The organism is Paenibacillus ginsengihumi DSM 21568 (assembly GCF_000380965.1).
Lineage (GTDB): Bacteria > Bacillota > Bacilli > Paenibacillales > NBRC-103111 > Paenibacillus_G > Paenibacillus_G ginsengihumi.
The window spans coordinates 43,410-68,953 of record NZ_KB905553.1 but is presented as its reverse complement, the minus strand read 5'-3'; the positions used below and the strand labels follow the sequence as shown (position 1 = coordinate 68,953).

At 56.3% G+C, this 25,544-nt stretch carries 26 protein-coding genes, 1 pseudogene and 1 other annotated feature; of the genes and pseudogenes, 2 read left to right on the top strand and 25 right to left on the bottom strand.

The window, feature by feature from the left end:
* Positions 1-25: 25 nt before the first annotated feature.
* From nasC to F591_RS0104955, 19 genes and pseudogenes are all read right to left on the bottom strand, one after another.
* Complete coding sequence (nasC, locus tag F591_RS0105045) at positions 26-2,152, bottom strand: assimilatory nitrate reductase catalytic subunit NasC (RefSeq protein WP_019533500.1); 2,127 nt, start codon at positions 2,150-2,152, stop codon at positions 26-28.
* Positions 2,153-2,180: 28 nt separating this feature from the next.
* A complete protein-coding gene (locus F591_RS0105040) occupies positions 2,181-3,413 on the bottom strand; it encodes an MFS transporter (RefSeq protein ID WP_019533499.1) in 1,233 nt (410 codons plus the stop codon).
* Positions 3,414-3,706: 293 nt separating this feature from the next.
* Entirely contained in the window at positions 3,707-5,014 is a 1,308-nt protein-coding gene (gene obgE / locus F591_RS0105035; protein ID WP_019533498.1) for a GTPase ObgE, read from the bottom strand.
* Between the two features lie 12 nt (positions 5,015-5,026).
* Positions 5,027-5,680, bottom strand: coding sequence for a Spo0B domain-containing protein (locus F591_RS30025; protein ID WP_019533497.1), 654 nt, complete (start codon positions 5,678-5,680; stop codon positions 5,027-5,029).
* Between the two features lie 157 nt (positions 5,681-5,837).
* Positions 5,838-6,149, bottom strand: coding sequence for a 50S ribosomal protein L27 (gene rpmA, locus F591_RS0105025; protein WP_019533496.1), 312 nt, complete (start codon positions 6,147-6,149; stop codon positions 5,838-5,840).
* Positions 6,150-6,168: 19 nt separating this feature from the next.
* Positions 6,169-6,498: a ribosomal-processing cysteine protease Prp gene (locus tag F591_RS0105020; RefSeq protein WP_019533495.1), complete on the bottom strand. Its 330-nt coding sequence runs from the start codon at positions 6,496-6,498 to the stop codon at positions 6,169-6,171.
* An 11-nt stretch (positions 6,499-6,509) separates the two neighbouring features.
* The gene (rplU, locus tag F591_RS0105015; RefSeq protein ID WP_019533494.1) at positions 6,510-6,821 is read right to left on the bottom strand and encodes a 50S ribosomal protein L21; all 312 of its coding nucleotides are present in this window, start codon (positions 6,819-6,821) and stop codon (positions 6,510-6,512) included.
* Between the two features lie 11 nt (positions 6,822-6,832).
* Positions 6,833-6,923, bottom strand: a sequence feature (ribosomal protein L21 leader region).
* Between the two features lie 81 nt (positions 6,924-7,004).
* Entirely contained in the window at positions 7,005-8,246 is a 1,242-nt protein-coding gene (locus F591_RS0105010) for an Rne/Rng family ribonuclease (RefSeq protein ID WP_019533493.1), read from the bottom strand.
* A gap of 33 nt (positions 8,247-8,279) precedes the next feature.
* Positions 8,280-9,176 (bottom strand): site-2 protease family protein, encoded by an 897-nt coding sequence (locus F591_RS0105005; protein WP_019533492.1) that lies wholly within the window; start codon positions 9,174-9,176, stop codon positions 8,280-8,282.
* Complete coding sequence (locus tag F591_RS0105000; protein WP_019533491.1) at positions 9,169-10,056, bottom strand: M23 family metallopeptidase; 888 nt, start codon at positions 10,054-10,056, stop codon at positions 9,169-9,171. Before F591_RS0105000 ends, F591_RS0105005 begins: the two co-directional genes overlap by 8 nt.
* Positions 10,057-10,282: 226 nt before the next feature.
* Positions 10,283-11,437, bottom strand: a complete 1,155-nt coding sequence (locus tag F591_RS0104995) for an FtsW/RodA/SpoVE family cell cycle protein (RefSeq protein ID WP_019533490.1) — start codon at positions 11,435-11,437, stop codon at positions 10,283-10,285.
* A 7-nt stretch (positions 11,438-11,444) separates the two neighbouring features.
* Entirely contained in the window at positions 11,445-12,242 is a 798-nt protein-coding gene (gene minD, locus F591_RS0104990) for a septum site-determining protein MinD (RefSeq protein WP_019533489.1), read from the bottom strand.
* A 69-nt stretch (positions 12,243-12,311) separates the two neighbouring features.
* Positions 12,312-12,956 (bottom strand): septum site-determining protein MinC, encoded by a 645-nt coding sequence (locus F591_RS0104985; RefSeq protein ID WP_019533488.1) that lies wholly within the window; start codon positions 12,954-12,956, stop codon positions 12,312-12,314.
* 71 nt (positions 12,957-13,027) lie between these two features.
* A complete protein-coding gene (gene mreD, locus F591_RS0104980) occupies positions 13,028-13,555 on the bottom strand; it encodes a rod shape-determining protein MreD (protein WP_019533487.1) in 528 nt (175 codons plus the stop codon).
* A gap of 4 nt (positions 13,556-13,559) precedes the next feature.
* Positions 13,560-14,438 carry a rod shape-determining protein MreC gene (gene mreC, locus F591_RS0104975; RefSeq protein ID WP_019533486.1) on the bottom strand — a complete coding sequence of 293 codons (879 nt, stop codon included), beginning with the start codon at positions 14,436-14,438 and terminating at the stop codon, positions 13,560-13,562.
* A 30-nt stretch (positions 14,439-14,468) separates the two neighbouring features.
* On the bottom strand, positions 14,469-15,503 hold the full coding sequence (locus F591_RS0104970) for a rod shape-determining protein (RefSeq protein ID WP_019533485.1): 1,035 nt from the start codon (positions 15,501-15,503) through the stop codon (positions 14,469-14,471).
* A gap of 68 nt (positions 15,504-15,571) precedes the next feature.
* Positions 15,572-16,261 carry a RadC family protein gene (gene radC / locus F591_RS0104965; RefSeq protein WP_026326379.1) on the bottom strand — a complete coding sequence of 230 codons (690 nt, stop codon included), beginning with the start codon at positions 16,259-16,261 and terminating at the stop codon, positions 15,572-15,574.
* Positions 16,262-16,463: 202 nt separating this feature from the next.
* Positions 16,464-16,601: pseudogene (locus tag F591_RS31245) on the bottom strand (Maf family protein); the annotation flags it as partial.
* A gap of 53 nt (positions 16,602-16,654) precedes the next feature.
* A complete protein-coding gene (locus F591_RS0104955) occupies positions 16,655-17,203 on the bottom strand; it encodes a hypothetical protein (RefSeq protein WP_019533482.1) in 549 nt (182 codons plus the stop codon).
* Between the two features lie 112 nt (positions 17,204-17,315).
* On the opposite strand from F591_RS0104955, the gene F591_RS0104945 reads away from it, so the two are divergent.
* Positions 17,316-18,439, top strand: a protein-coding gene (locus F591_RS0104945; RefSeq protein WP_156829459.1) for an IS3 family transposase whose coding sequence is annotated in 2 segments (ribosomal slippage) — positions 17,316-17,565 and positions 17,565-18,439 — 1,125 coding nt in all. Because the reading frame shifts where the segments join, the coding sequence is not laid out codon by codon here.
* 197 nt (positions 18,440-18,636) lie between these two features.
* On the opposite strand, the gene F591_RS0104940 is transcribed toward F591_RS0104945, so the two are convergent.
* The 4 genes from F591_RS0104940 to F591_RS0104925 form a co-directional block, all read right to left on the bottom strand.
* Entirely contained in the window at positions 18,637-19,020 is a 384-nt protein-coding gene (locus tag F591_RS0104940; RefSeq protein ID WP_019533480.1) for a DUF4183 domain-containing protein, read from the bottom strand.
* An 88-nt stretch (positions 19,021-19,108) separates the two neighbouring features.
* Positions 19,109-19,552, bottom strand: a complete 444-nt coding sequence (locus F591_RS30015; RefSeq protein WP_169445835.1) for a DUF4183 domain-containing protein — start codon at positions 19,550-19,552, stop codon at positions 19,109-19,111.
* Positions 19,553-19,721: 169 nt separating this feature from the next.
* Positions 19,722-20,525 (bottom strand): Maf family protein, encoded by an 804-nt coding sequence (locus tag F591_RS0104930; RefSeq protein ID WP_019533478.1) that lies wholly within the window; start codon positions 20,523-20,525, stop codon positions 19,722-19,724.
* Positions 20,526-20,577: 52 nt separating this feature from the next.
* Positions 20,578-20,820 carry a DUF4321 domain-containing protein gene (locus tag F591_RS0104925; RefSeq protein ID WP_019533477.1) on the bottom strand — a complete coding sequence of 81 codons (243 nt, stop codon included), beginning with the start codon at positions 20,818-20,820 and terminating at the stop codon, positions 20,578-20,580.
* A 253-nt stretch (positions 20,821-21,073) separates the two neighbouring features.
* Between F591_RS0104925 and F591_RS0104920 the strand changes: the two genes are divergently transcribed.
* Entirely contained in the window at positions 21,074-22,417 is a 1,344-nt protein-coding gene (locus tag F591_RS0104920; protein ID WP_019533476.1) for an N-acetylmuramoyl-L-alanine amidase, read from the top strand.
* A 154-nt stretch (positions 22,418-22,571) separates the two neighbouring features.
* On the opposite strand, the gene F591_RS0104915 is transcribed toward F591_RS0104920, so the two are convergent.
* The gene (locus F591_RS0104915; protein ID WP_019533475.1) at positions 22,572-23,975 is read right to left on the bottom strand and encodes an SPOR domain-containing protein; all 1,404 of its coding nucleotides are present in this window, start codon (positions 23,973-23,975) and stop codon (positions 22,572-22,574) included.
* Between the two features lie 179 nt (positions 23,976-24,154).
* Positions 24,155-25,537 (bottom strand): UDP-N-acetylmuramate--L-alanine ligase, encoded by a 1,383-nt coding sequence (gene murC, locus F591_RS0104910; RefSeq protein WP_019533474.1) that lies wholly within the window; start codon positions 25,535-25,537, stop codon positions 24,155-24,157.
* Positions 25,538-25,544: the final 7 nt, after the last annotated feature.

The window sequence follows — 25,544 nt, the reverse complement described above, 5'->3', positions numbered from 1 at the left end:
GCAGGCTCCTCCCTTCAGGCCGAACTTACCCCGGCGCAATCGCGACCGCGCACACCTTGAATTCGGGCATGCGGCAAACCGGGTCGAGCGCCGGATTCGTAAGCCGGTTGATGCACCGATCGTCGCCCCAATGAAACGGGACAAACACGGTTTCTTTTCTGATCTTGGGGGAATATTTCACCTTCAGCCGAATCGTGCCCCGCCGGGAAGAGACCTTCGCATGCCCGCCGTTGACCAGCCCGATCTCGCCGGCCGTCTCCGGATGAATTTCCATGAGCGGCTCCGGATATTTGGAATTCAGCTCCGGAGTATTGCGGGTCTGCACGCCTGACAAATAATGCTGCAGCACCCTGCCCGTCGTCAGCAAATACGGATACTTCCGACCCGCCACCTCCTTCGGATTCTGGTGCTCGATCGGGACGAGCCGGGCCAGGCCGTCGGGATGGCCGAACCGCTCTGCGAACATGCGCGGCGTTCCCGGATGCGCCTCGTCCGGGCAAGGCCAGAACAGCCCTTTTTCCCGTTCCAGCCGTTCGTACGTCATCCCGGAATAATCGGCGATGCCTCCCCGGGATGCGATTCTCAGCTCGTTAAAAATCTCTTCGGCCGAGCGGTATTTGAAATATTGCCCTTTCCCCAGCGTCTCGGCGATCAGGCACAAAATCTCCCAGTCGAGCTTCGCTTTGCCCGGCAGCGGCTTGACCGCTCTGCGCACGACGACACGTCCTTCGAGCTGGGTGATCGTGCCCTCGTCCTCCAGATAAGCCGAGCCTGGCAGCAGCACATGGGCCAGCCGCGCCGTTTCCGACTCGAACAGATCAATGACGAGCAAAAATTCCAGCTTGGCCAGCGCCCGTTCGACCAACCGGCTGTTCGGGCTCGATACGACAGGGTTGGAGCCCAGAACAATCAGCCCCTTGATCTCCCCGCGGTCGATCGCCTCCACCATCTCGTATGCGGACACCCCTTTGCGGGGAAGCTCCTCCTCCGGAACGCCCCACACCTTGGCGATGTAGGCGCGATGCTCCGGATTTTCGATCAGCCGGTAGCCTGGCAGCTGATCGGCCTTCTGGCCGTGCTCCCGCCCGCCTTGTCCGTTCGCCTGCCCCGTAATCGCGCCGTATCCGCAGCCCGGCCGGCCGATTTTGCCCGTCAGCAGCACGAGATTGAGGAAATTGCGCACATTGGCCACGCCGCTCGCATGCTGCTCGACGCCGCGGGCGGTGAACACCATGCCCGTCTCGGCCTCGCCGAACAGCCGCGCCGCTTCCACGATCGCCTCAGGAGCCACTCCCGACAAGGCGGCGGCTTCCGCCAGGGATACGCCCCGCAGATGCTTCTCCAGCTCGGCGAAGCCGGTCGTCCGGCTTTCCACGAAGGCGCGGTCGACATATCCGCGCTCTACGATCACCTTCAGCATGCCGTTGACCAGCGCGGCATCGTAGCCCGGCTTCACGCGCAAATGCAGATCGGCTATCGCGCTCGTCCCCGTCTCGCGAGGATCGATGACGATGATTGTGCCCCCCTCGGACCGGGCCTTGCGAAAATACTGCATAATCGTCGGCTGGCACTCCGCCAGGTTCGTCCCGGCAAGAATAATGCACTTCGCCAGAGGCACCTCGGCCAGCGGATTCGTCAGGCCCCGGTCCGACCCGAAGGTAAGGTTCGCCGCCCCGGCCGCCGCCGACATGCAGAAGCGGCCGTTGTAGTCGATATTTTTGGTCTGCAGCGCCACCCGGGCGAATTTGCCGAGCAGGTAGCACTCCTCGTTCGTCAGGCTGCCCCCGCCGTAGACGCCGACGGCGTCTTTTCCGTATTTCGCCTGGATGGTACGAAGCCGCCCGCCGATCTCGGCGAGCGCCTTCTCCCACGATACAGCCGCCCACGAAGCCCCTATGCGAAGCAGCGGGTACTTTAGCCGGCCTTCATGAACGGCATGCACATGGGCGTTCAGCCCCTTGACGCAAAGCCGGCCATCCGTCACCGGATCTTCCTTGTTCGGACTGACGGAAAAGCGGCTGACCCTAATCGACTTTTCCTCATGCAGATTCATCGTGCACTGTACGCTGCAGTACGGGCATTCCGTTCGCCCCGTTCGCTCCTTCGGCCTGTCGGAGGCACGCTGCTGCACCGCCTTGAGAAACTCGTTCACTCTCGCTCCACCGCCTTATGTCCGCATTCTAAAAGTTGACTCCGCTATCGGCGGAAGCCCATGACTTCCTCCAGCTGCGCGTCACCGCATAGAACACCAGGGTAACGACCAGCACGATCGAAGCGACGACGATAAAGCCGGTCACATGCGAGCCCGTCGCCTGCTTCAGCGGCCCGAGCACGTTGTTGGGGAGCAAAAATCCGCCGAGACCGCCGGCCGCCCCGACAATCCCCGTCACGACGCCGATCTCCTTGGAGAAGCGCTGGGGCACGATTTGGAAGATCGAGCCGTTCCCCATCCCGAGGCAAGCCATCATAATGCTGGTGAGCAGCAGCATGACCAGGAAGGACGAAGGCATCGTCGAGATGCCGAAGGCGCAAACGGTAATGACGGCGAACAGCCCGAGCATGAAGCGCATGCCGCCGATCCGGTCGGCAATATATCCGCCGATGGGTCGGAACATGCTGCCGGCGATGACGGTGATCGTAACGAGGTAGCCGATTTGCACCCGGGTGAGCCCGCCCTGGACGCTCTCCTCGCCATATACATCAAAGAAGAAAATGCTGAAATAGCTGGAAAATCCGACAAAGCCCCCGAACGTAATCGCATAGAACAGACAGAACCACCATGTGTCGGCATACTTGAATGCCGCCAAATAGTCGACCAGCTTTTTCGGCTCCGGTTGATTCGGGCTATCCTTCGCCATCAGCATGAACGCGATCAGGACAAGCATGAGCGGTATGATGGCCAGGCCGAATACGTTGTGCCAGCCGTACGCGTTGGCCAGGTGCGGACCGAAGAAGGTCGCCAGCGCCGTCCCGCTGTTGCCCGCCCCGGCGATGCCCATCGCCAAACCTTGATACTGCGGCGGATACCAGCGGCTGGCAAGCGACAGGGAGACGGCGAAGCTCGCTCCGGCAATGCCGAGCAAAAAGCCAAGCGCCAGCACGCTGTTCAGCGTCGTGCCGCCCAGCCAGCCCCACAAGAGCGGAATAATCGTCAGCATCATGCCGATGATGCCCGCCTTGCGGGAACCGATCCGATCCGCCAATATCCCCATCGGAATGCGGAACAGGGAACCGCCGAGCGTCGGAATCGCGACCATCGTCGCCCGCTGCGCATCGGTCAGGCCGAAATCTTTGGTAATGTACAACGATAACGCGCCGCACAACACCCAAATCATAAAACTAACATCAAAATAGAGAAATGCTGACACTAAACTCGGAAAATGGCCCGCTTTCCGAAAGCTTCTCACATCCATTTCACTCATCCTCCTGTAATTGTTCGATTCATGTCTTTTTAATGTTAGTTTTCTTTACAGTTCAATACTATACAGAGGATTTGTCGAAAGTTCAATGGATTTTTGCAAAAAGTTCACGATTTTATTTGATCACATAGATAAAATTCCTATTTATTCTCGATATAATGTTATTTTACGAACATTATATATATTTTATTAATATAACGTTCGGTTTTATTTATTCCCTAAACAAAATAAAATAGCACCAACCTGCCGTTGCGTGGCATGTTGGTGCTATGATGCCGACCTGATCGTTATTCTCCCTGCTCCACGAATTCAAATTCAAAATCGCCGATGCGTATCGTCGTCCCATCCTTCGCCCCGCGCTCGCGGAGCGCCTGATCGACGCCTTTATGACGCAAAATCCGGGCAAAGCGCATCACCGATTCATGCGTGCTGAAATTGGTCCGCTTGATCAGCTTTTCAATACTCGGACTGTCGACAACGAATACATCGTTCTCGCGGCGAATCGTAAACCCGTCGTCATCGCTTGCCTCAAGCCGGTACACCTTCCGTTCCTCGACCTCTGGCAGCTCCTCAACCGCCGGCGTCTCGGGGATCGCCTCCAGCCGGTCAGCCACCTTGTACAACAGCTCCTGCACGCCCTGTTTCGATACGGCCGATATCGGAAAAATCTCGATGTCTTCGCGGCCATGCGCCGCGAGCCGCTCCCGAAACAGCTTCAGCTGCTCCTGCGCTTCCGGAATATCCATCTTGTTGGCGACGACGATCTGAGGCCGCTCCTCCAGCTTGGCATTGTACAGCTTCAGCTCGTCATTGATTTTGAGCCAGTCCTCGAACGGGTCGCGCCCTTCCGTAGCCGCCATGTCGATCACATGCAGAATGAGCCGCGTCCGCTCCACATGGCGCAAAAATTCGTGCCCGAGGCCTACGCCCTGATGCGCCCCTTCGATCAGTCCCGGCAAATCGGCCATGACGAAGCTGCGGCCGTCGCCGACATCGACGACGCCGAGGTTCGGGGTCAGCGTCGTAAAATGATACGCCCCAATCTTCGGCCTCGCCCCGGATACGACCGACAGCAGCGTCGATTTGCCCACGCTCGGGAAGCCGACGAGCCCGACGTCCGCCAGCACCTTCAGTTCCAGCACAACCCACCGCTCCTGCCCTTCCTCGCCGTTCTCGGATATTTCCGGAGCGGGGTTGCTCGGCGTCGCAAACCGCACGTTGCCTCTGCCGCCGCGGCCTCCCTTGGCGACGACGACCTCCTGGCCGTGCCGCGTCAGGTCGGCGATCACCTCCTGCGTATCGTCGTCGATGACAACGGTTCCCGGCGGTACCCGGACGATCATGTCCTCCGCATTGGCCCCATGCTGCGACTTGTTCCGTCCTTTCTCGCCCCGCGGCGCCTTAAAATGCTTCTGGTAACGGAAATCGACCAATGTGCGCAGCCCTTCATCCACGCGGAAGATGACGTCGCCTCCGTCCCCTCCGTCCCCTCCGGCCGGCCCTCCTTCCGGCACGTATTTCTCACGGCGAAAGGCGACGATCCCGTCGCCTCCGTCTCCGCCTTTTACATAAATTTTCGCTTTATCGACAAACATCTTTCCACCCCATTATGTATGCGAAGCCGGTACAGCTCCTTCGCTCCAGCAAAACGACCATTCAGCTCGCCCGCTCTCATAAAAAGCGGCAAACTGCGCCCGGCCGCTTCGTTCGGCCGCATCCGCTTCCGCCTGTCGTATGGAGCTTTCCCGGTATTCTCCGTTGTAAACCGCCTTCACTTCCAGCTCGTCGGCTTCCCTGTTCCAGTAAAGCGTGAGTTCGTTATCCCCATCCTGCGAGAGGGACGCTTCGTTACGGAACGCCTCCAACACGTACTCTACTGTCCGACACACGTCAGGCGCATAGTCAAGCTCGTCCAAGTGCACTTCCTGCTCCATCAGCACCTCAAGCTTTAGCTCCTTCACTTCCGCCTGAAAGGACAGCAAATGCAGGATCAAGGCCGGGACGCCAAGTCTCGAGACGAGGCCTTCCTGCTGCACCTTATGCGTTATTTTCTCCATCAAGGCGGGTAATTTATCAAACTTTTTCAGCTTCACGTAGCCGAACAGCAGTTGGATATCATTCATCCAATCGTGCCGGTAATGATTGAATAAACGAAGCATGCGCAGTTCGGTTTCCGTTGCCTTCCCGAGCGCGGCGCCCGCCCCGGATTGCGGTGCGGCAGCGTCTTTCGGCTCCGTTCGCCCGTTTGCGTCAGACGTCATGATTCAACCTCTTTCGTGGAACCTGAAATTCATCACGGCTCGTTTCATGGATTACGCCTTTCCAGTATAGCATGTCAGGCCGAAAACTTCATCTTATTGTTTCAAATGTTAAAAACCCCCGGCGGTTCCGCCAGGGGTTCAAATCCATGAATGGCCATTACGCTTCTACCGTCGCAGCTACCGGAGCCGCACTGACAGGGTAGACGCTCACTTTTTTGCGATCGCGGCCCAGACGCTCGAATTTTACGACGCCTTCAACCTTCGCAAACAGCGTATCATCCGAACCGATGCCCACGTTCGTTCCGGGGTGAATCTTCGTTCCACGCTGGCGCACGAGAATGCTGCCTGCCGTTACTTTCTGGCCGTCAGCGCGCTTGACGCCAAGTCGCTTCGCAATGCTGTCGCGGCCGTTCTTCGTGGAGCCTACGCCCTTCTTGGAAGCGAACAATTGGAGATTCAATTGCAACATGCCAGTCTACCTCCTTTATTCATTGATGTGTGTTGGAAATGGCTATATATGCACCATACGATTGTTCGATCGATTGCAGCATAACGACCATCGATTCGAGCAGAAGCTGCACCTTGCCATCCGGATCGAGGTTGCCGGAAGGAATGTCCGCCTGAAGAAAGCCGTTCTCGACTCGCGTCTTCAGCTCCAGTCCGAGCAGCGCCTCGATGGCGTTGACGGTGCCCACGGTTACGGCCGAAACGCCGGCGCAGACGATGTCTTTGCCCGGGTCGTCGTAATACGCATGGCCTTCCACGCGGAACCGTTCGATCTTGCCGTCTTGTCCGCGGCGGATCGTTACGTTAATCATTCAACCACACCTTAAGCCTGGATGCTTTCGATCACGACTTTGGTATACGGCTGACGATGGCCTTGCTTGCGGCGATAATTTTTCTTCGCTTTATACTTGTAAACGATGATTTTCTCGCCTTTGACGTGTTTTTCTACTTTCGCGGAAACCTTCGCACCTTCCACGAGCGGAGCGCCCAGCGTCAGGCTGCCGTCCTTGGATACGGCAAGCACCCGGTCAAACGTAACGGCGTCGCCTTCGCTAGCATCCAGCTTCTCGATAAAGAGCACGTCGCCTTGTTGAACCTTGTATTGCTTCCCGCCAGTTTCGATAATTGCGTACATTCGTTGCACCTCCCATGTCTCAGACTCGCCTAAGAGCCAGGTGGCCTGCCGCCTAGCGGCTGCAGACGCTTAAAAACCCGCTTCGCGCGGTTACAGCATGCATAGCAACACACTCGAATATATTATCATAATTCATTAGCCTGTTGCAACCTCTTTTTTAGACCTGCTGCGAACCGGTAACCGTCATTCTCTGTCGCCAAAAATCCAACCGCTGCCGCCGCATACGGGACACAGCTTCGCGGCGGCGGCTTCCTGGCTGTCGCGCACCTTTTTGCGGGTCATCTCCACCAGCCCGAGCTTGGTCCAGCCGACAACGAACGTTTTTGTCCGGTCTTTGCGCGTTTCCCGGGTCAGCTCCTCCAGCACCTGCTGGCGGTAGCGTTCCGCTTCCATATCGATAAAATCGATAATGATCAGGCCGCCGATATCCCTCAGCCTAAGCAGTCTGGCAATCTCGCGGGCCGCCGCCATATTCGTATCGAAGGCGGTGCTGTCCAGCCCCACCGATCCGGTATACTTGCCGGTGTTGACGTCGATCACGGTCAGCGCTTCCGTCCGGTCGATGATCAGATAAGCCCCGTTGTCCAGCCAAATTTTCCGCTTCATCCCCTGCTCCAGCTGCTGCATGATCTGATGGGCATCGAACAGGGAAGGCTCCTGCGACAGCCGCACCCGGGCCGCCAGCCCGGAAGAGCCGGAACGGACGTAAGAGCATATTTCCGCGTGCGCATCCGGCTTGTCCACCAACAGCTCGTCTACATCGTCCCTGAACAGATCACGTATGAGGCGAGGCAGCAGATCCAGGTCCGAATATACTTTGCGCGGGACTTCGCCGCTCCGCCTCGCTTCCTCCTCCAGCTGCCGCCACCTGCTGCGCAGCTCGTTCAGATCGGCGACGATCGCCTCCTCCGCCGCCCCGCTAGCGGCCGTCCTTACAATAAAGCCTTCCTCCGGCTTCAAATTTCGCTCCGCCGCCCTCTTGAGCCGTTCCCGTTCGGCCGTCCCGTCGATTTTGCGGGATACGGCGACATATCCGGCATAGGGCATATAGACGCCAAAGCGCCCGGGAATCGAATAATGCGTCGTTACCCGGGCGCCCTTGCTTCCGACCGGTTCTTTCACCACCTGCACCATCAGCTGCTGTCCGACCTTCACAAGGTCGTGAATTGGCGGCTTCTCTTTCGGCTGCTTTTCCAAATGAGCGGGCAGCAGATCGTCAATATATAGAAATACGTTCTTATCCAAACCGATATCCACAAACGCGGCCTGCATCCCCTGCAGCACGCGGACTACCCGCCCGATATAGATGTTTCCGGCCAGCTGGCTGCGGTCGCGGCTTTCCTGATAATACTCCACTAATCTGCCGTCTTCGGTGACGGCTACCTGGGTCTGTCCTCCGCTGCATTGGACCAGTATGCGCTTCATCGTGCAACACCTCGGCCTTATTGTACCATACAATCAGGGGAAAAGCTCGGACAAGGGCAAACTCCTTTTCGTCTCGTCGAAATAATGGTCGATCAGCCTTGTTTCCGGCATGACCTTGCAGATTCGCCCCTGTTCATCCACCACGTACACGAGGTGAAGCTTATCGCGCATGAACAGCTTGACGATGTCCGAGACGCTCCGGCGGCCTCCGACGACGATCGGCCAGGCCAGCGCGCCGCGCCCGGCAAGGCGCCGCCAGACCGTTTCGCGATGAACGAGAAAACGCATAAAATAATACGGCAGCCTTCTCAGATCGGACCCGTTCACTGCCAGCAGGAACAGGCCGATCAGCAGCCAGTTGAGCTGAATCCCGCCTTGCCCGGCGAGCAAATTAAGGCATGCCGCCAGCGTCATGAGCGAACCGGCCGCCAGGCTGATCACCAGGGAGCAGCGCATCGCCGTCTTATACGGAAGCCGCAAGCAGAGGGCCGCCTGCAGCAGCTTCCCTCCATCCAGCGGCAGGATCGGCAGCAGGTTGAACAGCGCGATCAGCAGATTCGCTTGCACAAAGTAGCTGCCCCACGCCTCGGGCAGCAGCCCGAGCGAAGCGGCCGCCCAGCCGAGCATAAGCAGCCACACATTTTGCAGCGGCCCGGCCAGCACGACGACAACCTCCTGCCACAGCGGCACGCTGCCCGACTCCTCGGTCACCGCTACGCCGCCAAAAGGCAGCAGCTGCACCTCCTTCAGCCGCCAGCCAAAGCCTTTGGCCGCCGCCGCATGTCCGAGCTCATGGATCAGCACGACGCCGAACAGCGTCACGATTTCGATGAAATACCCGGTTATGGCGGACAAGAGCAGGATGACAGAAAATAACGGATGGATGCGAACGCGAACGCCGAACCAGCGGTCCCATGCCTGCTTAATCAAACGAAACCACGTCCGCCGGATCGACGGCCGCGCCGTCCTTGGAAACCGCAAAATAAAGCCAATCGTCCGATGGCGGCGGCTGCTTGGCTACCGTGCCGACGGTCTCCCCTCCTTTGATCCAATCGTTCGGCTGCACATTGGCCTTGTCCAAATGCCCGTATACCGATCTGATGCCGTCCGCATGCTGAATGACGACCGTGAAGCCCGTCTGCCCGTTATCTCCCGCATAGACGACGCGCCCCGTATCCATGGCAAATACCGGCATTCCGGCCTCCGCCTCGATGCGGACGCCGCCGGCATCCGGCGTGAAGGGCGCGATCAGCCGGCCTTCCAGCGGGACAAAATAATGCTTGCTTGCGGCGTTCACCTTCTCCGCCTCCTGGTGCCGCAGCGGGTCCAATGCCGGCAGGAACGACGGCGCGCCCCCGAACCGCTTCTCATACCAAGCCGCCAGCTTCCCGGTATCGAACGGCTCGGTCAGCGCGGAGTTCACCCAATCCCGCCCTTGCTCCGCCCAAGGATGATCCAACTGAAACAAGCCCCAGATCGAGGCATACAGCAGGCCGCTGATGAGCAGATGAGCGCGGAAGCGGCTGAAGCCGGGGCCCGGCCCTCCGGACGTTCCGCCGAAGCCCCGCCCCTCCGTGCGGTAACGCTGCAGATCGCGCTCCCATTTGCGGTTCCACTCCTGCTCGGGGTCCGCAGCCTGGGCTTCCGGCGCCTCCCGCCAATCCGATTCCGCCGGATATACGGTGCGGTACGCCTCGCGCTCGCTGTATGTATCCCGCGGCCAGGACGCGGCATGCGGCGTTTCCCGGCCATCCTGCAGCCGCTTGAGCTTTTGCATTCTCCGCTGGCGCACGTTATGTTTCGTCTGCATTCGGTTCCTTCCCTCCCCATCGGCGTCGCTCGATCGGTATGAACAGCCGCGAAGCGGCCCTAACCTTGGCGGCACAGCTTGTATAATTCATCCTATGAGCTTGTCTTGCAAAACATCCCTGTTTTCGCTCAACGCCAAAGCAAAAAACCGGCCAAAAGGCCGGTTCGCCTGCTGCCTATCCACCCCCGTCGGAGCGGACTTGATCAAGCAGAAGCTGATAAAGCAGCTATATTTCTTCGATCGGCTTGTCGTTATGCAGCTTGATGCTCATGACAAGCCCCATCGCCATCATATTGATGAGCAGCGAGCTTCCTCCGTAGCTTATGAAGGGCAGCGTAATGCCGGTCAGCGGCATAATGCCGATCATCATGCCGACGTTCTCGAAAATTTGAAACACCAGCATCGATACGATGCCGATGATGATGTACGATCCGCTCAGCATATTGCTGTTGATGGCAATCAGAATCATGCGGTAAATGAGCACGAAATAAAGCAGCAGCAGGGAGGAAGCCCCGACAAACCCGAACTCTTCGCCGACCACGACGAAGATCGAATCGGAATAGGCGAACGGAATGAAGCTGCTCTGCACAGACGTCCCCTGCAAATACTTCTCCCCGAGCAGCCCGCCGGAGCCGATCGCCCGCATCGAATTTTCCACCTGCCACTTATCGTCTCGGGTCGCCGTCTCGGGGTTGATGTACGTATTGAGCCGGTCCAACCAGTGCCCGGGAACATTCAACGCTTCGAAAAAACCGACCAGCGCATCGTGATAGTTTTTGAACAGGAAGACGAACAGATACAGCCCGCCCGCCGCCACCGCAAGACCAATCAATACATAGCTGATTCGAATGTTGCCGATCCAGAACATGCCGATGACGATCGCCAGCAAAATCAGGGCGTTGCCCAAATCGGGCTGAATGGCGACCAGCCCAAAGGGAAGCAGCGCCATGGCGCCGATCGGAATGACGTCGCGCACCAGCGTCAGCTTCTCCCCGTCCCGGCGGGCCATGAAAGCGGCCAGCGCCACGATCAGAATAAGCTTCACAAGCTCTACCGGCTGGAAGTCGAGCCCTCCGAACGGGAGTTTAAACCAGCCCTTGGCGCCGTTTTTTTCGACGCCAAAGAAATATACGGCAACAAGCAGCAGCACCCCGAATCCGTATAAATACGGGGACAGCTTAATGAGCTCGCGATAATCGATCATGGATACAAACAGGAAGGCGACAAGCGACACCACGCTGATGATCAGCATTTTTTTGATCTCGATGTCGATCTTCTGATCGTTATAGGTCGCGCTGTATACGAGAAAGATGCTGGCCGTGAGCAATGCGAGCAGGATCAGGACAATAGAGATATCGACTTTTTTAAATTTTTGCAGCACGCTGATATCATCCTATCCCGAGAAACTTCTTCATTCGGCCAAGCAATCCCGCCTTTTCTTCCAGAGGCATGAGCGGCACCGAATCGCCCAGCATGCGCCTGGCGATATTGCGGTAGGCGACCGCCGCCCGCGAGTTCGGATTCATCACGGTCGGCTCGCCGGAGTTGGCCGCCTTGATCACATATTCGTCGTCCGGCACGACGCCGAGCAGATCGATGGCCAGCACGGAGCAAATTTCGTCGATGTCCAGCATCTCGCCTTTCTTCACCATGCCCGGGCGGATCCGATTGATGACGAGCTTGGCCGGCTCGATGTGCTGCTCCTTCTCGAGCAGGCCGATAATTCGGTCGGCGTCGCGCACCGCCGCATTCTCCGGCGTCGTGACGACGATGGCCTTGTCGGCGCCGGCCACGGCGTTCCTGAATCCTTGCTCAATGCCTGCGGGACAGTCGATAATGACGTATTCGAAATCCTGCTTGAGCTCCGTCACGATCTGCTTCACCGCATCCGGCGATATCGCGTGCTTGTCCTTCGTCTGCGCCGCCGGCAGCATATACAATTCCTCAAACCGCTTGTCCTTAACCAGTGCTTGCGGCAACCGGCAGCGGCCTTCCGCCACGTCGATCAAATCGTATATGATCCGGTTCTCCAGTCCCATCACTACGTCCAAGTTGCGAAGACCGATGTCGGTATCGACCATGACGACCTTCTTCCCCAGCAGCGCCAGCGCTGTGCCGATATTGGCCGATGTGGTCGTCTTGCCGACGCCGCCCTTGCCTGAGGTGATGACGATTGCTTCCCCCATGACGATCCCGCTCCCTTCTAGATTGCAGTGCACTGTCGGCCCTGACGGGCGCGCAACCGGCGGTCCCCCTCAACCGAGCTTGTGCAAATGATGAATTTTGTCTATTTCCATTCGTCCGTCCTTGATATAGGCGAATTCCATAAAGCTGTCCGCTGCCGCCCACTCGTCCGGCGGACGGCTGATCACGCCGGCGATGCGCAGCTGCGTCGGCCTGAGCTGAGAAGCCGCGATGATCGCTTTCTCGTCGCCGTCCACTCCGGCATGGGCCATCCCGCGCAGCGCTCCCATGACGTAGATGCTGCCCGTGCTCAGTATTGTCCCGCCCGGATTGACGTCGCCGACGAACAGCACGCTTCCCTCATGCATTAACGTCTGGCCGGAACGGAGCATGCCCTGCACGAGCTTCACATCCGAGCTGTCCGGAGTCGGCCGCTGGTGCAGCGGATCGTACGATTCGATCGATTGGATGAGCAGGTTGCCCTTCCGGCCGATAATCTCCCGGATGAGCCCCCGCTCCTCCTCCGATGCGATCCGCTTGCCCAGCTTGACGTGAACGTGAATAATCGGTCCGGTCAATATTTGCTGGTGCGTCTTCTCAAGCTTATATTTCAACTCTGCCAGCACTTCGTCAAAATCGCACGAATCGTCCAGCAGAAAGACGAGGCCGTCCTTCACCCCTTTAATCGTTACGCGATGCTGCTTTGCCACCGACATAAAAGCTCCTACCTCCTAAGCCTATACAATTCGGCTTGGACCGGGGTATTTCCTGCTGGCGGGAGGAGAAATTATTCTTCCGTCGCGGTCCGGCTGGCCTGCATCTCTTCCAGCCGCTTGCGCACGGGGACGTATACGGCGAGCGCGAACAGCAGATTGATCAGCATGCTGGGCAGCATCTGATGGACGAACAGCCAGCTTAGGTCCAGGTGCGAGACGCGAAACAGCCGGTAAAGCCCGTACATGATCGTCTCGAAAGCGAGGTTGCCGGCAGCGATGGCCAGCATGCTGACGACGATGCTCGAATAGACGCGGCCGTGCAGCAGGCCGGCCAAATAACCGGTCAGGCCCATGCTGAACGACACGGGACCGAGCATGGGCGAATAATAAATGAAATCGTGAAGCATGCCGAACGCCAGCCCGTAGACGAGCGCCGTATGGCGGTTGACGTACAAGCCGATATAAAGAACTACGACGAGGACGAAATGGGGAGCGATCATGACCCGGCTTTGCCACGATGCCGGGATGATCCATTGAAGCACGGTGCCCTCAAGCAAAAACAAGCCGAACAGCAGTGCCGTGAGCCATTTGTGATTCATGGGCTCACCTCAGCTCCGGCACTTCGACGACGAACACTTCGCGCAAATGGTTGAACGAAGCGAACGGCTCGACGGTTGCCTTGAACGTAATGCCAAATTCGCCGACTTCCTTCTCGACGACCTTGCCGATCTCGATGCCGCTCGGGAACAGCAAGCCCCTTCCCGAGGTGATGATCGTATCGCCTACAGCCATCTGATCGTTCGGGTCGATCTTCGTAACGATCAGCGCCGCTTGCTCCGGGTCGTACTTCTCGATCACTCCGAACGACTCCTCCTTGTCCTTCACCGTCACGGCAATCGCCTTGGAGCCGAGCGCGGCGGAATCGCTCATGAAGGAGGTGTCGTCGATGCCTGTGAGCAGCTGCACGGTCGAGTAGAAGGAGGACACCTGCACGACGCGCCCGACCAGCCCTTTCACGGACATGACCGCCATATTCGGCCGGATGCCGTCCTGCTCGCCCAAATTGATCTGAATCGTATGATTGAGCCGATCCGGATTGTAGGCAATCACTTCCGCGATGCGGAAGCGGTAATTGTTCATTTGCTTTTGCCGCTCCGTGAAGCCAAGCGCCTCCTGCAGCCGCTTGTTCTGCTTTTCCAGATCGTTCAGCTTCGTCGTATCCCGCGCATAGCGGGTCAGCGTCTGCTTCAGCACCTGATTTTCCTCGTACAGCGTGCGGATCGACCGCATGTCTTCAAAGAAACCCGCTATATACGCAGCGGGTTTGTACAGCAAGCCTTGCGTAAAGGCTATCGTATCCTTAACGAATTTTTCCGGCCAGGTCATATGCTGCCGGTTGCCGAACGTAAGCCCCATGACGACGATAAAGCAGATCAGGCCGGCCATCAAAATGAGCAGCCGTTTGTTCCCCAGAAATTTCACGCTTCACACCTTCCCAACCTGCACCGACGCTCAGCGTCTGGCTTTGCTGGCCGGTCCGGATTTCATTTTGAACAAATGGATGTTTTCAAGCGCCCTGCCCGTTCCGATCGCCACGCAGTCCAGCGGATTGTCAGCGACCAGCACCGGCATGCCGGTCTCGCGCGACAGGAGCTTATCTAGATTGCGCAGCAGCCCGCCTCCGCCGGTCAGCACGATGCCGCGATCCATAATATCGGCCGCGAGCTCCGGCGGACATTTCTCCAGGGTGACCTTGACGGCATCGACAATCGCGTTGACCGTATCGCCCAGCGCTTCCGTCACTTCGTCGGACGAAATTTTCATCGTTTTCGGCAGGCCAGTCACGAGATCCCGGCCGCGAATTTCGAAGGAAACGGAAGGGTCCATCGGCAGCGCGGAGCCGATCTCCATCTTGATCTGCTCGGCGGTGCGCTCTCCGATCATCAGGTTGTACGTCCGCTTGATGTACTGAATGATCGCCTCGTCCATCTCGTCGCCGGCGACCCGAATCGAGCGGCTTGTCACGATGCCGCCCAGCGAAATGACGGCGACCTCCGTCGTGCCTCCGCCGATATCCACCACCATGCTGCCCGTCGGCTCCCATACCGGAAGATCGGCGCCGATCGCCGCCGCGAACGGCTCCTCGATCGTGTAGGCGTCGCGCGCGCCGGCCTGCCGCGTCGCGTCCTCGACAGCGCGCTTCTCCACCGCCGTAATGCCGGACGGCACGCAGACCATCACGCTCGGATGGCGCTGAAACAGCCAGCGTTCCTTCTGGGCTTGCCGAATGAAATATTTGATCATCGTCGAGGTCGTATCGAAGTCGGCGATGACGCCGTCCTTCATCGGACGAATCGCCCGGATATTGCCGGGGGTCCGGCCGATCATCTTCTTGGCGGCGTCGCCTACGGCCTCGATCGTTTTCGTATCCGTACGAATTGCGACTACAGAGGGCTCGCGAACGATAATTCCTTTTCCTTTCACATAGACCAGCGTATTCGCCGTCCCCAAATCAATGCCCAGGTCTTTGGTAAACCCACCAAACATGCAAAAATTTCTCCCTTCTGTAGTTACAAAGAACTAAAAATAGTCGCATTCAAGAATAGCAAATGGTATTACATTAATCCGTGTTCCTTCAAGGAGACGAACCGCCGATCTCCGATAATGACATGATCGAGCACTTCGATCCCGACGATTTCTCCGGCCTGGACAAGCCTTTCGGTGATCTGCACGTCTTCCGGGCTCGGCGTCGGATCTCCGCTCGGATGATTATGTACGCAAATGATCGACGCGCTGCTGCGCTTGATGGCCGCCCGGAACACTTCCCGCGGATGGACGATCGAAGCGTTGAGGCTGCCCATCGACAGCGTTTCCTGCGCGATCACGTGATTCTTCGTATTCAGAAACAGACAAACGAAATGCTCTTTCTGCAAGTAGCGCAAATCCTCCGACAGCAGCGCCGCTACGTCGTGCGGCGAGCGGATGACGACGGCATCGCTCATCGCGGTGCGGGACAGCCTTCTCCCGAGCTCGATCCCCGCCTGGATTTGCAGCGCCTTGGCCTCGCCGATGCCCTTCAGCTCGGTGAGTTGGTGCAGACTCATATCGACCAGACCGCGCAGTCCGCCGCATTGCTTGAGAAGGCGGGCGGCCAAATGGACCGCCGATTCCTGGATCGTGCCGGTCCGAAGCAAAATAGCGAGCAGTTCCGCGTTGCTTAGTGCGTGAGGCCCATACTGCATCATGCGTTCTCTAGGACGTTCTTCGTGTGGGACATCGCGCAACGTTCCATTGAGCGATTCCATGCATTCCCCTCTTTCCTAGGCATACCTGAGCTTCCATTATAGCATGACGCACTCCCAGAATAAACGGCCCCGCCGTTCTGGCCGGCCCATAAAACGGAAGCGGCGCTGAACAAGATCAGCCGAGAACGCGCGAAGCCACGGCAGTATTCGACGCAATTCGGCTAAAAACGTCTACCTGCGTCGTTTCAAGGATGAGCGAGCGTTAAAAAACGTCCACGCCAAGCTCGGACAGCTGCTCCGCCAATAGCGACAGCGGGAGCCCGACGACCGTAAAATAGTCGCCTTCGATCCGTTCGACCATCGTCGCGCCGAAGCCTTGGATCGCGTAAGAGCCTGCTTTGTAGTGCTAAATGGTTCTTTTGAGGGGTGAAAACCACCATTTATTGACATTACCTAAGCAGAATGCCCCGCTTTATTCTCCATAGCTACAATTGATACGAATGATTTCGTCACAGCCCCTGCCTTGTAGGTAACGGTGGCTTTGTTGTCCCCGCCACCGGAACCATCTGGATCATCACCTCCATCGTAATTAAGTAATTGCTCAATATTGGCTTTCAAGTATATTGTAGGTTCCCCATCTTTACTGACGATTATTTTGTCAATAAGGATCTCAAGGTCTTTACGATTTAGTGTATCCTTTGCTATGATATCATCAAATACTTGAAGTGCCGTTCTTGCGCCTTCCTTGAACATACTCGACTTCTCTCTAACAGCGGTCAATTCCTCAATCTGCTTCGAAATGGTATTGATATGTTGGCGTTTTTCTGCTTCTAGCTCAGCGTAGGTTTCAGAAATAATATCCGCCATGTCTGGATTTTTGGCAATATCCTTAATTTTTTGCGACAAAGTAACTTTGAGTTCATCTGAAAGTTGCTGAAGTTCTTTATTTATCCTCTTTAAGGATACCTCAAATTTATCTTCTCGTTCAACGCGATCTTTCATTTTAGCATCAAACGCCGCGATTGCGCTTGATTGGATCGGCTACACTGAATTGGACAATTCTCTTAAGGTCTAGTAGATTGAAATCAAATCGACAAAGAACGGAGAGAATGTCATGCAGAAACGTGAGCGTCGGTCATTTACAGACGAGTTCAAGCAACAGATGGTTCAACTTTACGAGAATGGGAAACCGCGGGCAGATATTTTGAGAGAATATGATCTGAGTGCATCTGCGTTTGACCGTTGGGTCAAACAGAGTAGAACAACAGGTTCTTTCAAAGAAAAGGACAACCGGACAGAGGAACAGAATGAACTCCTTGCGCTGCGTAAGGAAATCCAACGGTTGAAGATGGAAAACGATATTTTAAAGCAAGCAGCGCTGATCTTCGGACGAAAATAACGGTAATCCAGCAAAACGCTCATAAGTATCCCATATCGGCCATGTGCAAGATTCTTCAGGTCAATAGGAGTACCTACTACTACGAGAGTAATGAGCAATCATCTGTCGATGATGAGGTGGAACAAGCAATTATCCGTATTTTTGGAGAGAATCAGCGCGTGTATGGAGCAAGGAAGATCAAAGCAAAACTTCAAGAAGAGGGAATGACGGTTTCCAGACGGCGCATTGGACGTCTGATGAAGAAAAACGGCCTGGTCTCGGTCTACACAGTGGCGCAGTATAAACCGCATATGTCGTCATGTAACGAATCGCCGATCCAGAACGAACTGAATCGCGAGTTTGCGAAAGAAGCACCATTGGAAGCCGTTGTGAGTGACTTGACATACGTTCGGGTCGCAAATAAATGGCACTATATTTGTTTGCTCGTGGACTTGTTTAATCGGGAGATCATCGGTTACAGCTGCGGAAAATTTAAAGATGCCGCACTAGTCTATCAAGCATTTGCAAGCGTAAAAGGAGATCTACGCCAAATCCAGCTTTTTCACACAGATCGTGGCAGTGAGTTTAGAAATCTCACGATTGATGAAGTGATCAGCACGTTCAAGATCAAGCGTTCATTGAGTATGAAAGGCTGTCCCTATGACAATGCAGTTACGGAGGCAACCTTTAAGCTGATCAAAGCCGAGTTCGTGAAAAATCGCAAATTTGAATCGCTATCTCAGTTAAAGCAAGAGCTAGGAACATACGTCAAATGGTTTAACGAAGCTAGGATTCATTCCACACTAGGATATCTAAGCCCATTAGCGTACAAAGAGAAGGCACTTAAGAAATCTGTCTAGTCAGGTGTTGACAATCCACTTCCTACCTTCGGAGCCATCGATGGCATTCGACTTTCCCTTCTCTTACAAGGTTACCCGACTCCGTCAGCCAATTCTTCCCACCAGTTAGTACGATGCGCTGCCAAACGCAAAAAAGTCCGGGAATGACTCCGGACTTTCCGCACTTCACTATCGTTTTTTCTCATCTCTTAATTAGATCACGTGTTTACCGTGGTCGTAGAAGTTGGAACATAATTTATTACTTCTAATACAATCGGCGAATCCGCCAAAATAGGTTCTCCTCCTGCGGGTACATTAATCACCAGTGAACCTACTGTAGTGGCTCCGGGAGTATAGGTTGAAATCCCCTGCATTTGCAACACACCGTTAATGTAAACATTATACATACTATTGTTTGTCGCCAATGCAGGAAGATCAGTTGCTGCTGCCCCGGTATCATCGAAAAAATCGGCAGTATCAATCGTCAATGTTGCACCCGCCGCGGTTTCACCAGTTGTTACATAGAAAAACTTTTGTGACGATGGAACCGTTTCAACTGTCGTTGTTGCCGTAACAAGTAACTTCATAAGTTGTAGTGCCATGATAACAAACCTCCTCATAAAATGTAATACAATAAAATCATATTCTGAATGAAGATGAACGTCAGGGCTAATCTTCAAGTGAATATACCTATTTTTTTCTCGCTATGATAAATCCGATTGATTCAAGTATAATGGGGGTTCCTTTATAAATCGTTTGACCTGTCGAAATAATAGTTAACTCATCGGAATTTACGTGATATAACTTACCCTCTTGCAATGCTCCGTTAACGTACAAATTGAAGTAACCTTCTTGACCAAAGTCAATAAACTTGGCAACGGTCTCGCCTTTATCATCAACAAACTGATTGGGAAACAAAACTATTTTTTCTCCTGATAAATTAATGTCATGGGGTGCAACAAAAAAATATCTTCTTACTTTTGGTTTAACACCAATAAAAGGTTGTTTTGGGCAAATAATATTTAAACGTTTTATTACACAATTAATTTTGTATATTACTTTTTTTCTGCCTCTTCTCTTTCTACGCTTTGTAGGTTTAAAAAATTTACACTTTAATCTATGCTTTTTCGTCAATAATCCCACCTCTACTATGCATAAGTCTTGGAATAATTTATGCTTCTTTTTAATTTATGTTTTGGACAAAAGACCTAATCAAGGAACATTGGGTTGAGCATATAAGGAAACAACAAATAAGGCGCCAATTATAGACGCCTTCGAAAGAAACGAAAAATATTCAACTCAACTATGATTGATTAAATAAGCTGATTCCAAGCATTAACAACATCTGATAAAGAAGGTTCAAGGGAAGCCCCATAATACTGTAAAAATCTCCTTCGATTTTTTCAATAAATACCGAGCCAATCCCCTGTACACCGTACGCGCCCGCCTTATCTAAAGGATCACCAGTTTTTACATACGCCCAAATCTCTTCATCGCTCATCGGTCTAAAAGTTACCTTACTGACGGTGTGACCAACAATTATTTCCGGTCGACCGTCTGGCGACTCAGATATGATACGATACTGACCAATGTCTCCAAGGTGCATTGTGGTGTCATAGCCCCCGGCCTTGTCCCGCGGCTCGCCGGTGGCGATGTAGCGCCGAATCCGCTCGTCAGGAAGCGGCTTCATGTACACCGCCGTGCGCCGGCTGCCGCGAATCGTCCGGCCGTTCTCCAGATCGATGCAGGCGACGCCGCTGTATACTTCATGAGCCCGCCCCTGCAGCGCCTTCAGCATCCGGAAGGAATCGTCCTCGTCGCGGGGCTTGCCGAGCACCAGCCCGTCCAGGACGACGATCGTATCGGAACCGATCACGATCCCCCGTCCGGGCGTCCCTTCGCTGCGCATCTTATATTGTTCGTAAACGGCCCGCGCTTTGCGGACGGATAAACTCTCCACAATATCAGACGGATGAAGCCCCGGTTCGGTTGCTTCGTCAGCGTCGCTGGGGCAAATTTCATAGGGAAGGCCAAGCGACCTGATCAATTCCTGTCTGCGCGGAGAGGAAGAAGCCAAAATAAGCCGTCGTTCCGTATTGTTCGTCATAAATCGAGCCCTCTTTCCGAATATTGTCGAGTGGAGTGTACGGCGCTGTGTCCTAGAGCTTGCGGTATACCAGGAAGGCGGCCACCAGTCCGAGCAGCGACAGCAAATTCAGGCGAATATGCAGATCGAGGCTGTAGCGGATCGCCAGCAAGTCGGCCTGCGGCCGCCAGCTGAGCTCGACGGAATTGGTCAGAAAAGACAGGGCGGGAATCGGCGCAAGCCATTGTCCGATCAGCGTCCCCGCCACCAGTCCGAGGATGAGCAGAACGATCAGCGTCAATGTATTCTTGATCACGGATATGTACCTCTTTCCATCAGTTTGCTCCAAGGAATGGTTGGATATCAATGGCAATTATCTCAATTTTTCGAATGAAGATTGGCGTTCCGCAAGTCATTATAACATACTTCTCCGCCGATGGGAGGAACGTTCGTTTCGGCCGCCGCATCCTGCGCGCGAGCCCTTCGGCTGCAAGATATTTCCCGAATACAGCGCGGAACTCAAGGCAAGTGCAACCCGATTACAATCAAGACCGGAAGGAGCGGAACGGATGCGCTACAAGCAATGGCTGGCTGCCTTCATCGCCATGGGGCTGCTGGCCTCGTCGTCGGCCGCGCAGGCGGCCAAAGTTGTCGTTGACGCCGGACACGGAGGCTACGATCCCGGGGCGATCGGCGTATACGGGCTTCGGGAGAAGGACGTCAATCTCGACATTGCCCTTAAGCTGCAGAAGATTTTGACGGAAAAAGGATACGATGTCGTCATGACGCGCGACAGCGACATCTATTTGTCGCTCAAAGAGCGCGTTGACATCGCTGGCGGGCAGCAGGCGGACCTGTTCGTATCGGTTCACGCCAACTCGTACGGCAATCCGAACACCCGCGGCGCGATGGTGCTGTATTACGATGATGCTTACCCGCAGGCGGATTATCCGGCAAGCGAGGCCATGAAGGCGCTCACGCCGGAAAGCCGCGAGCTGGCTCAAAAGGTGCTGGATAAATTCGTGCAAATCGTGGGCGTCGAGAATCGGGGATTGCTGCCAAGCTCGGTTTATGTCGTCCGAATGGGGTCGATCCCCAGCATTTTAGTCGAAACCGCCTTTCTGTCCAATCCGGAGGACTCGGCGCTGCTGGCCGACGAGGAGCAGCGAACGCTGATGGCCGAGGGGATCGCCGGCGGCATCGAGGCTTATCTGCCCCCCGGCCAAGCCGCCGCCTTGTTTCCCGACCTTCGCGGCCATTGGGCTCAAGAGGCCGTCGAGCGCCTGGGCGAGCTTGGCCTCGTCCAGGGCACCGGAGCCGGCTATGAGCCGGATCGGGCGATGACGCGGGCGGAGTGGATGGCGCTGCTGGAGAGGGCGTTCGGGTTCGCCCGGGATGAGGCGGGCTGTCCCGAACCGTCCGTCTCGCAGGCCGTGTACGAGGACGGCGTCTGCGAAGAGCCGCAAAATATCGCGGATCATGCGGAAGCCGCTCCATCCGCTGCTGACGCCATCCCCCCCGCAGGCGCGGCAGATTATACCGATGTCAGTCCGGATCATTGGGCCTTTGAGCTGCTGGATCAGGCGGCGCGCAGCGGGATGCTGGACGGCTACGAGGACGGGACGCTGAGACCCGACCAGCCTGTATCGCGGGCCGAAGCGGCGTCGCTGTTCCGGCGGCTTGCTCTGCCCGAGGCGGAGAAGCAGGAGACGGCGCCCGCGACGGACATGCGGCAGCCGTTCGCCGACGTGAGCGCGGATTATTGGGCCGCGGCGGATATCGCCCTGCTGGAGCGGGCCGGATGGATCGATGGCGTCGCCCCCTCCCGCTTCGCTCCGGACAAGCCGCTGACCCGGGCGGAAGCCGCTTCGCTGCTGGACAAATTCATAAGCCGCCGGGCCTCCGAAAGCTGAGGCGTCCGGTTTGGCGCGGCGGACGGGCAAACCGCCGATACACAGACAGCAGCCTGAGCGCCTGTGACTGCCGCTTGCCGCGGCAGCCACGTCGCCCAGGCTGCTTGACTTTGCCCAACGCAAGCTCCCTCGTCGCGCGTTCGCACGGATCACGCTAGCGCACGGCAATCGCTTGGATCAGCTCTTTCTCGGCCAGCACATACTGCATCAGCGCGCTTTGCGCCTGCCAAATGAATGAGGCCGACGGATTTTTCTTATACTCCTCAAGCGATACGACGGCGGTATTGAGGGCGCTGTTCATTCGCGGCAGCGCGCTTTTCCCGCTCTCGCCAAGCCCTTCTGCAACAGGCGAAGCGGATGACAGCCAGGACTGATGCGTCGACTTGATCGACTGCAAAGCCGAATCGTTCAGCGGTGTCGGCTTCTCCTCCGCCGCGTGCGCAATCGTCTCGGCTGCGATCAGCTGCACCATTTTCGCCCCCTCACTTAAATAGTTTTGCAGCGTGTCGGCCGCAGGGCCGCTCCACTTGACCTGCTCCGCCGACGGCACGACCAGTTCCTTGACGACGACGTCGATATTCCGCTGCTTGAACACTTGGGTCAGCCCGAGCGCCTCATCCCGGTTCAACGCCATTCCTACATAGACGGGATATTTGTCGCCGGAATCCGCGGCCGCGGCCAGCCCCTGCTTACGAAAATCGGCTTGCGCCGTCTCTGCCCCTTCCGCGGAGCTGAACACGCCGCCTTGCAGAAACACGTACGTCTTGGCCGGCAGCTTCACGCTCGCTCCGGCGGCGGGGTTCGCATCCGCGGCCGCCCCTCCGCTTCCGGCCGCCGTCTCCTGGCCGGTCGCCGCGGCTTGCCCTGCGGGCTCGGTTTGTCCCGGCTGCGGGGCGATCGCGCTGCCTGCAGGTTTGCCCGCTTCCGGTCCCGGATCGGTGAACATGCTGAGGACAAAAAAACCGAACGCAACGCCGGTGATGACCGCGCCCGCTACCGACGTCACGATTTTCAGCCACGATCCGCCCGTCGGCTTCACATAGTAACCTGTCGCCTCCGGCTCGTACCAGCGATGATCGCGCAAATGCTCCCCGCTCTCGGCATAGCCCGTCTCCGGACTGGACGTAATGCCGCCGCCGGAGCGGCGAACGAGACGCTCGATCCGTTCGGTCTCGGCGTCGAAAGGGCTTTTCCATTCGCCAAAGTCGGCGGTATATTCGTTCAAGGAAGGGCCCTCCGAATTGTGGGATTCGTGCTGACGATACGGAGATCCCGAATTGCGGGATTCGTGCTGACGATATGACGCTTCCAAATTGCGGGATTCGTGCTGACGATACGGCGCTTCCGGCTGCCGGCCCCCTGCCTGCCAGCCGTTATAGGTGCCGCTCTCACGCCACGATGGACCCGCTTCCGGCTTCTCCGGGAACGTCTCCCACCCTTCGTATCCCTCTGCATGCAGCGGGGTCACCTGCGCTTCTCTCTTCTCTTCCCGTGCGGCTTCTTTCCGTTCGCTGCGGAGGCGGTCGTCGAACCGGAATGTCATCTTAGCTTTGTTCATTGCCCCAACTCTCCTTGTCCCCTTATTGTGTTACTAGACTATGAGAGTCCACAGGAGAATAGAACAAATTTACGCGGAATCGGGATGATGCATTTTGCAAAAATGGCCGCCCCGCTTGGAAAGAACAAAAAAAACTCCGTGCGCACAAAGTCGCAGCGGAGCTAGCAATACATCGGCTCTTATCCGGCGTCGCGTTCCATCAACGCCTTGGCCAGACCATCGGCCGCCTTCCATATGTCGCCGGCGCCCATCGTCAGCACGAGATCGCCCGGCCTGACCTGCTTGTATAAATAGGACTGCACTTCTTCCTTGGTCGGAATATACTTTACGTTCCCATTGCAGTTTTGCCGGATCATATCGACCAGCTTGGCGGAGCTGACCCCTTCGATCTGCTTCTCTCCCGCCGGCGAATAGATGTCGGTGATAATGACCTCGTCCGCTTCCGGGAACGCTCTGCTGAACTGCTCGAACAGGAAAAACGTCCGCGTATAGCGCTGGGGCTGAAACACGGCGATGATTCGCTTGCCCGTCGCCTTGGCCGCCTGAATCGTCGCCTGAATCTCCGTCGGGTGGTGCGCGTAATCGTCGATGACGAGAATATCGTCGACCTCGCCAAGCACTTGAAAGCGCCGCTTGGCTCCGCGGAACTCCGTGATCGTCTCGGCGACCTGCTCGAACGCGAGGCCCGCCTCCAGACAAGTGATCAAGGTGGCCAGGGCGTTGTATACGTTATGACGGCCGGGAATGGACAAGCGGATCGTCCCCAGCGTCCGCCCTTCGTGCTCCACCTCGAACGAAACCTTGCGGTCGCCGAGCGAGATATTGCGCGCCGTATAATCTGCCTGGGCATCGATCCCGTAGGTGATCACATCGCTCTTGATGTGCGGAATCATGTGCCGCAAATGAGGGTCGTCCATGCAGACGATTGCTCTTCCGTTAGGCCTCACTTGACTTAAAAACTGCGAATATGCCTGCTTCAGTTTCTCGAAGCTGCCGTCGTAGTTTTCCAGATGATCGGCCTCGATATTGTTGACCAGCGCAATGAAAGGCTGGTACTGCAAGAAGGAGCCGTCGCTTTCGTCGGCCTCGGCGACAACCCATTCACCTTTGCCCGCCTTGGCGTTGCTTCCTACATTCATGATTTCGCCGCCGATAATAAAGGTCGGATCGTGGCCGCACCTCTCGAGCACGAGCGCGATCATCGACGACGTCGTCGTCTTGCCGTGCGCTCCCGCGACCGCGATTCCCTTTCTTTCATCCATCAATCGCGCCAGCATTTGCGAGCGGTGAAGGATCGGTATATTCAACCGTTCCGCCGCCAGCATCTCGACATTGTCTTTGGACAACGCCGTCGAATAGACGACGACATCGGCTCCCTGCACATTTTGCGCCCGATGTCCGATGTACACCTGAGCGCCTTTGGCGGCCAGCTTTTCGGTCAACTCCTGCTGCGCCAGATCCGAACCCGAAACTTGGTACCCCATCTCCAGCATCACCTTGGCGATCGCGCTCATGCCGTACCCGCCGATGCCGATAAAATGGATGTGTTCCGAAGTATTCACGCCGCTT

Excerpts from the sequence above, each read along its gene's own strand:
- F591_RS0105040 (WP_019533499.1), bottom strand. The coding sequence starts at position 3,413 with ATGGATGTGAGAAGCTTTCGGAAAGCGGGCCATTTTCCGAGTTTAGTG.
- obgE (WP_019533498.1), bottom strand. The coding sequence starts at position 5,014 with ATGTTTGTCGATAAAGCGAAAATTTATGTAAAAGGCGGAGACGGAGGC.
- F591_RS30025 (WP_019533497.1), bottom strand. The coding sequence starts at position 5,680 with ATGACGTCTGACGCAAACGGGCGAACGGAGCCGAAAGACGCTGCCGCA.
- rpmA (WP_019533496.1), bottom strand. The coding sequence starts at position 6,149 with ATGTTGCAATTGAATCTCCAATTGTTCGCTTCCAAGAAGGGCGTAGGC.
- F591_RS0105020 (WP_019533495.1), bottom strand. The coding sequence starts at position 6,498 with ATGATTAACGTAACGATCCGCCGCGGACAAGACGGCAAGATCGAACGG.
- rplU (WP_019533494.1), bottom strand. The coding sequence starts at position 6,821 with ATGTACGCAATTATCGAAACTGGCGGGAAGCAATACAAGGTTCAACAA.
- F591_RS0105010 (WP_019533493.1), bottom strand. The coding sequence starts at position 8,246 with ATGAAGCGCATACTGGTCCAATGCAGCGGAGGACAGACCCAGGTAGCC.
- F591_RS0105000 (WP_019533491.1), bottom strand. The coding sequence starts at position 10,056 with ATGCAGACGAAACATAACGTGCGCCAGCGGAGAATGCAAAAGCTCAAG.
- minD (WP_019533489.1), bottom strand. The coding sequence starts at position 12,242 with ATGGGGGAAGCAATCGTCATCACCTCAGGCAAGGGCGGCGTCGGCAAG.
- F591_RS0104985 (WP_019533488.1), bottom strand. The coding sequence starts at position 12,956 with ATGTCGGTGGCAAAGCAGCATCGCGTAACGATTAAAGGGGTGAAGGAC.
- mreD (WP_019533487.1), bottom strand. The coding sequence starts at position 13,555 with ATGAATCACAAATGGCTCACGGCACTGCTGTTCGGCTTGTTTTTGCTT.
- F591_RS0104970 (WP_019533485.1), bottom strand. The coding sequence starts at position 15,503 with ATGTTTGGTGGGTTTACCAAAGACCTGGGCATTGATTTGGGGACGGCG.
- radC (WP_026326379.1), bottom strand. The coding sequence starts at position 16,261 with ATGGAATCGCTCAATGGAACGTTGCGCGATGTCCCACACGAAGAACGT.
- F591_RS0104955 (WP_019533482.1), bottom strand. The coding sequence starts at position 17,203 with ATGAAAGATCGCGTTGAACGAGAAGATAAATTTGAGGTATCCTTAAAG.
- F591_RS0104940 (WP_019533480.1), bottom strand. The coding sequence starts at position 19,020 with ATGGCACTACAACTTATGAAGTTACTTGTTACGGCAACAACGACAGTT.
- F591_RS0104930 (WP_019533478.1), bottom strand. The coding sequence starts at position 20,525 with ATGACGAACAATACGGAACGACGGCTTATTTTGGCTTCTTCCTCTCCG.
- F591_RS0104920 (WP_019533476.1), top strand. The coding sequence starts at position 21,074 with ATGCGCTACAAGCAATGGCTGGCTGCCTTCATCGCCATGGGGCTGCTG.
- F591_RS0104915 (WP_019533475.1), bottom strand. The coding sequence starts at position 23,975 with ATGAACAAAGCTAAGATGACATTCCGGTTCGACGACCGCCTCCGCAGC.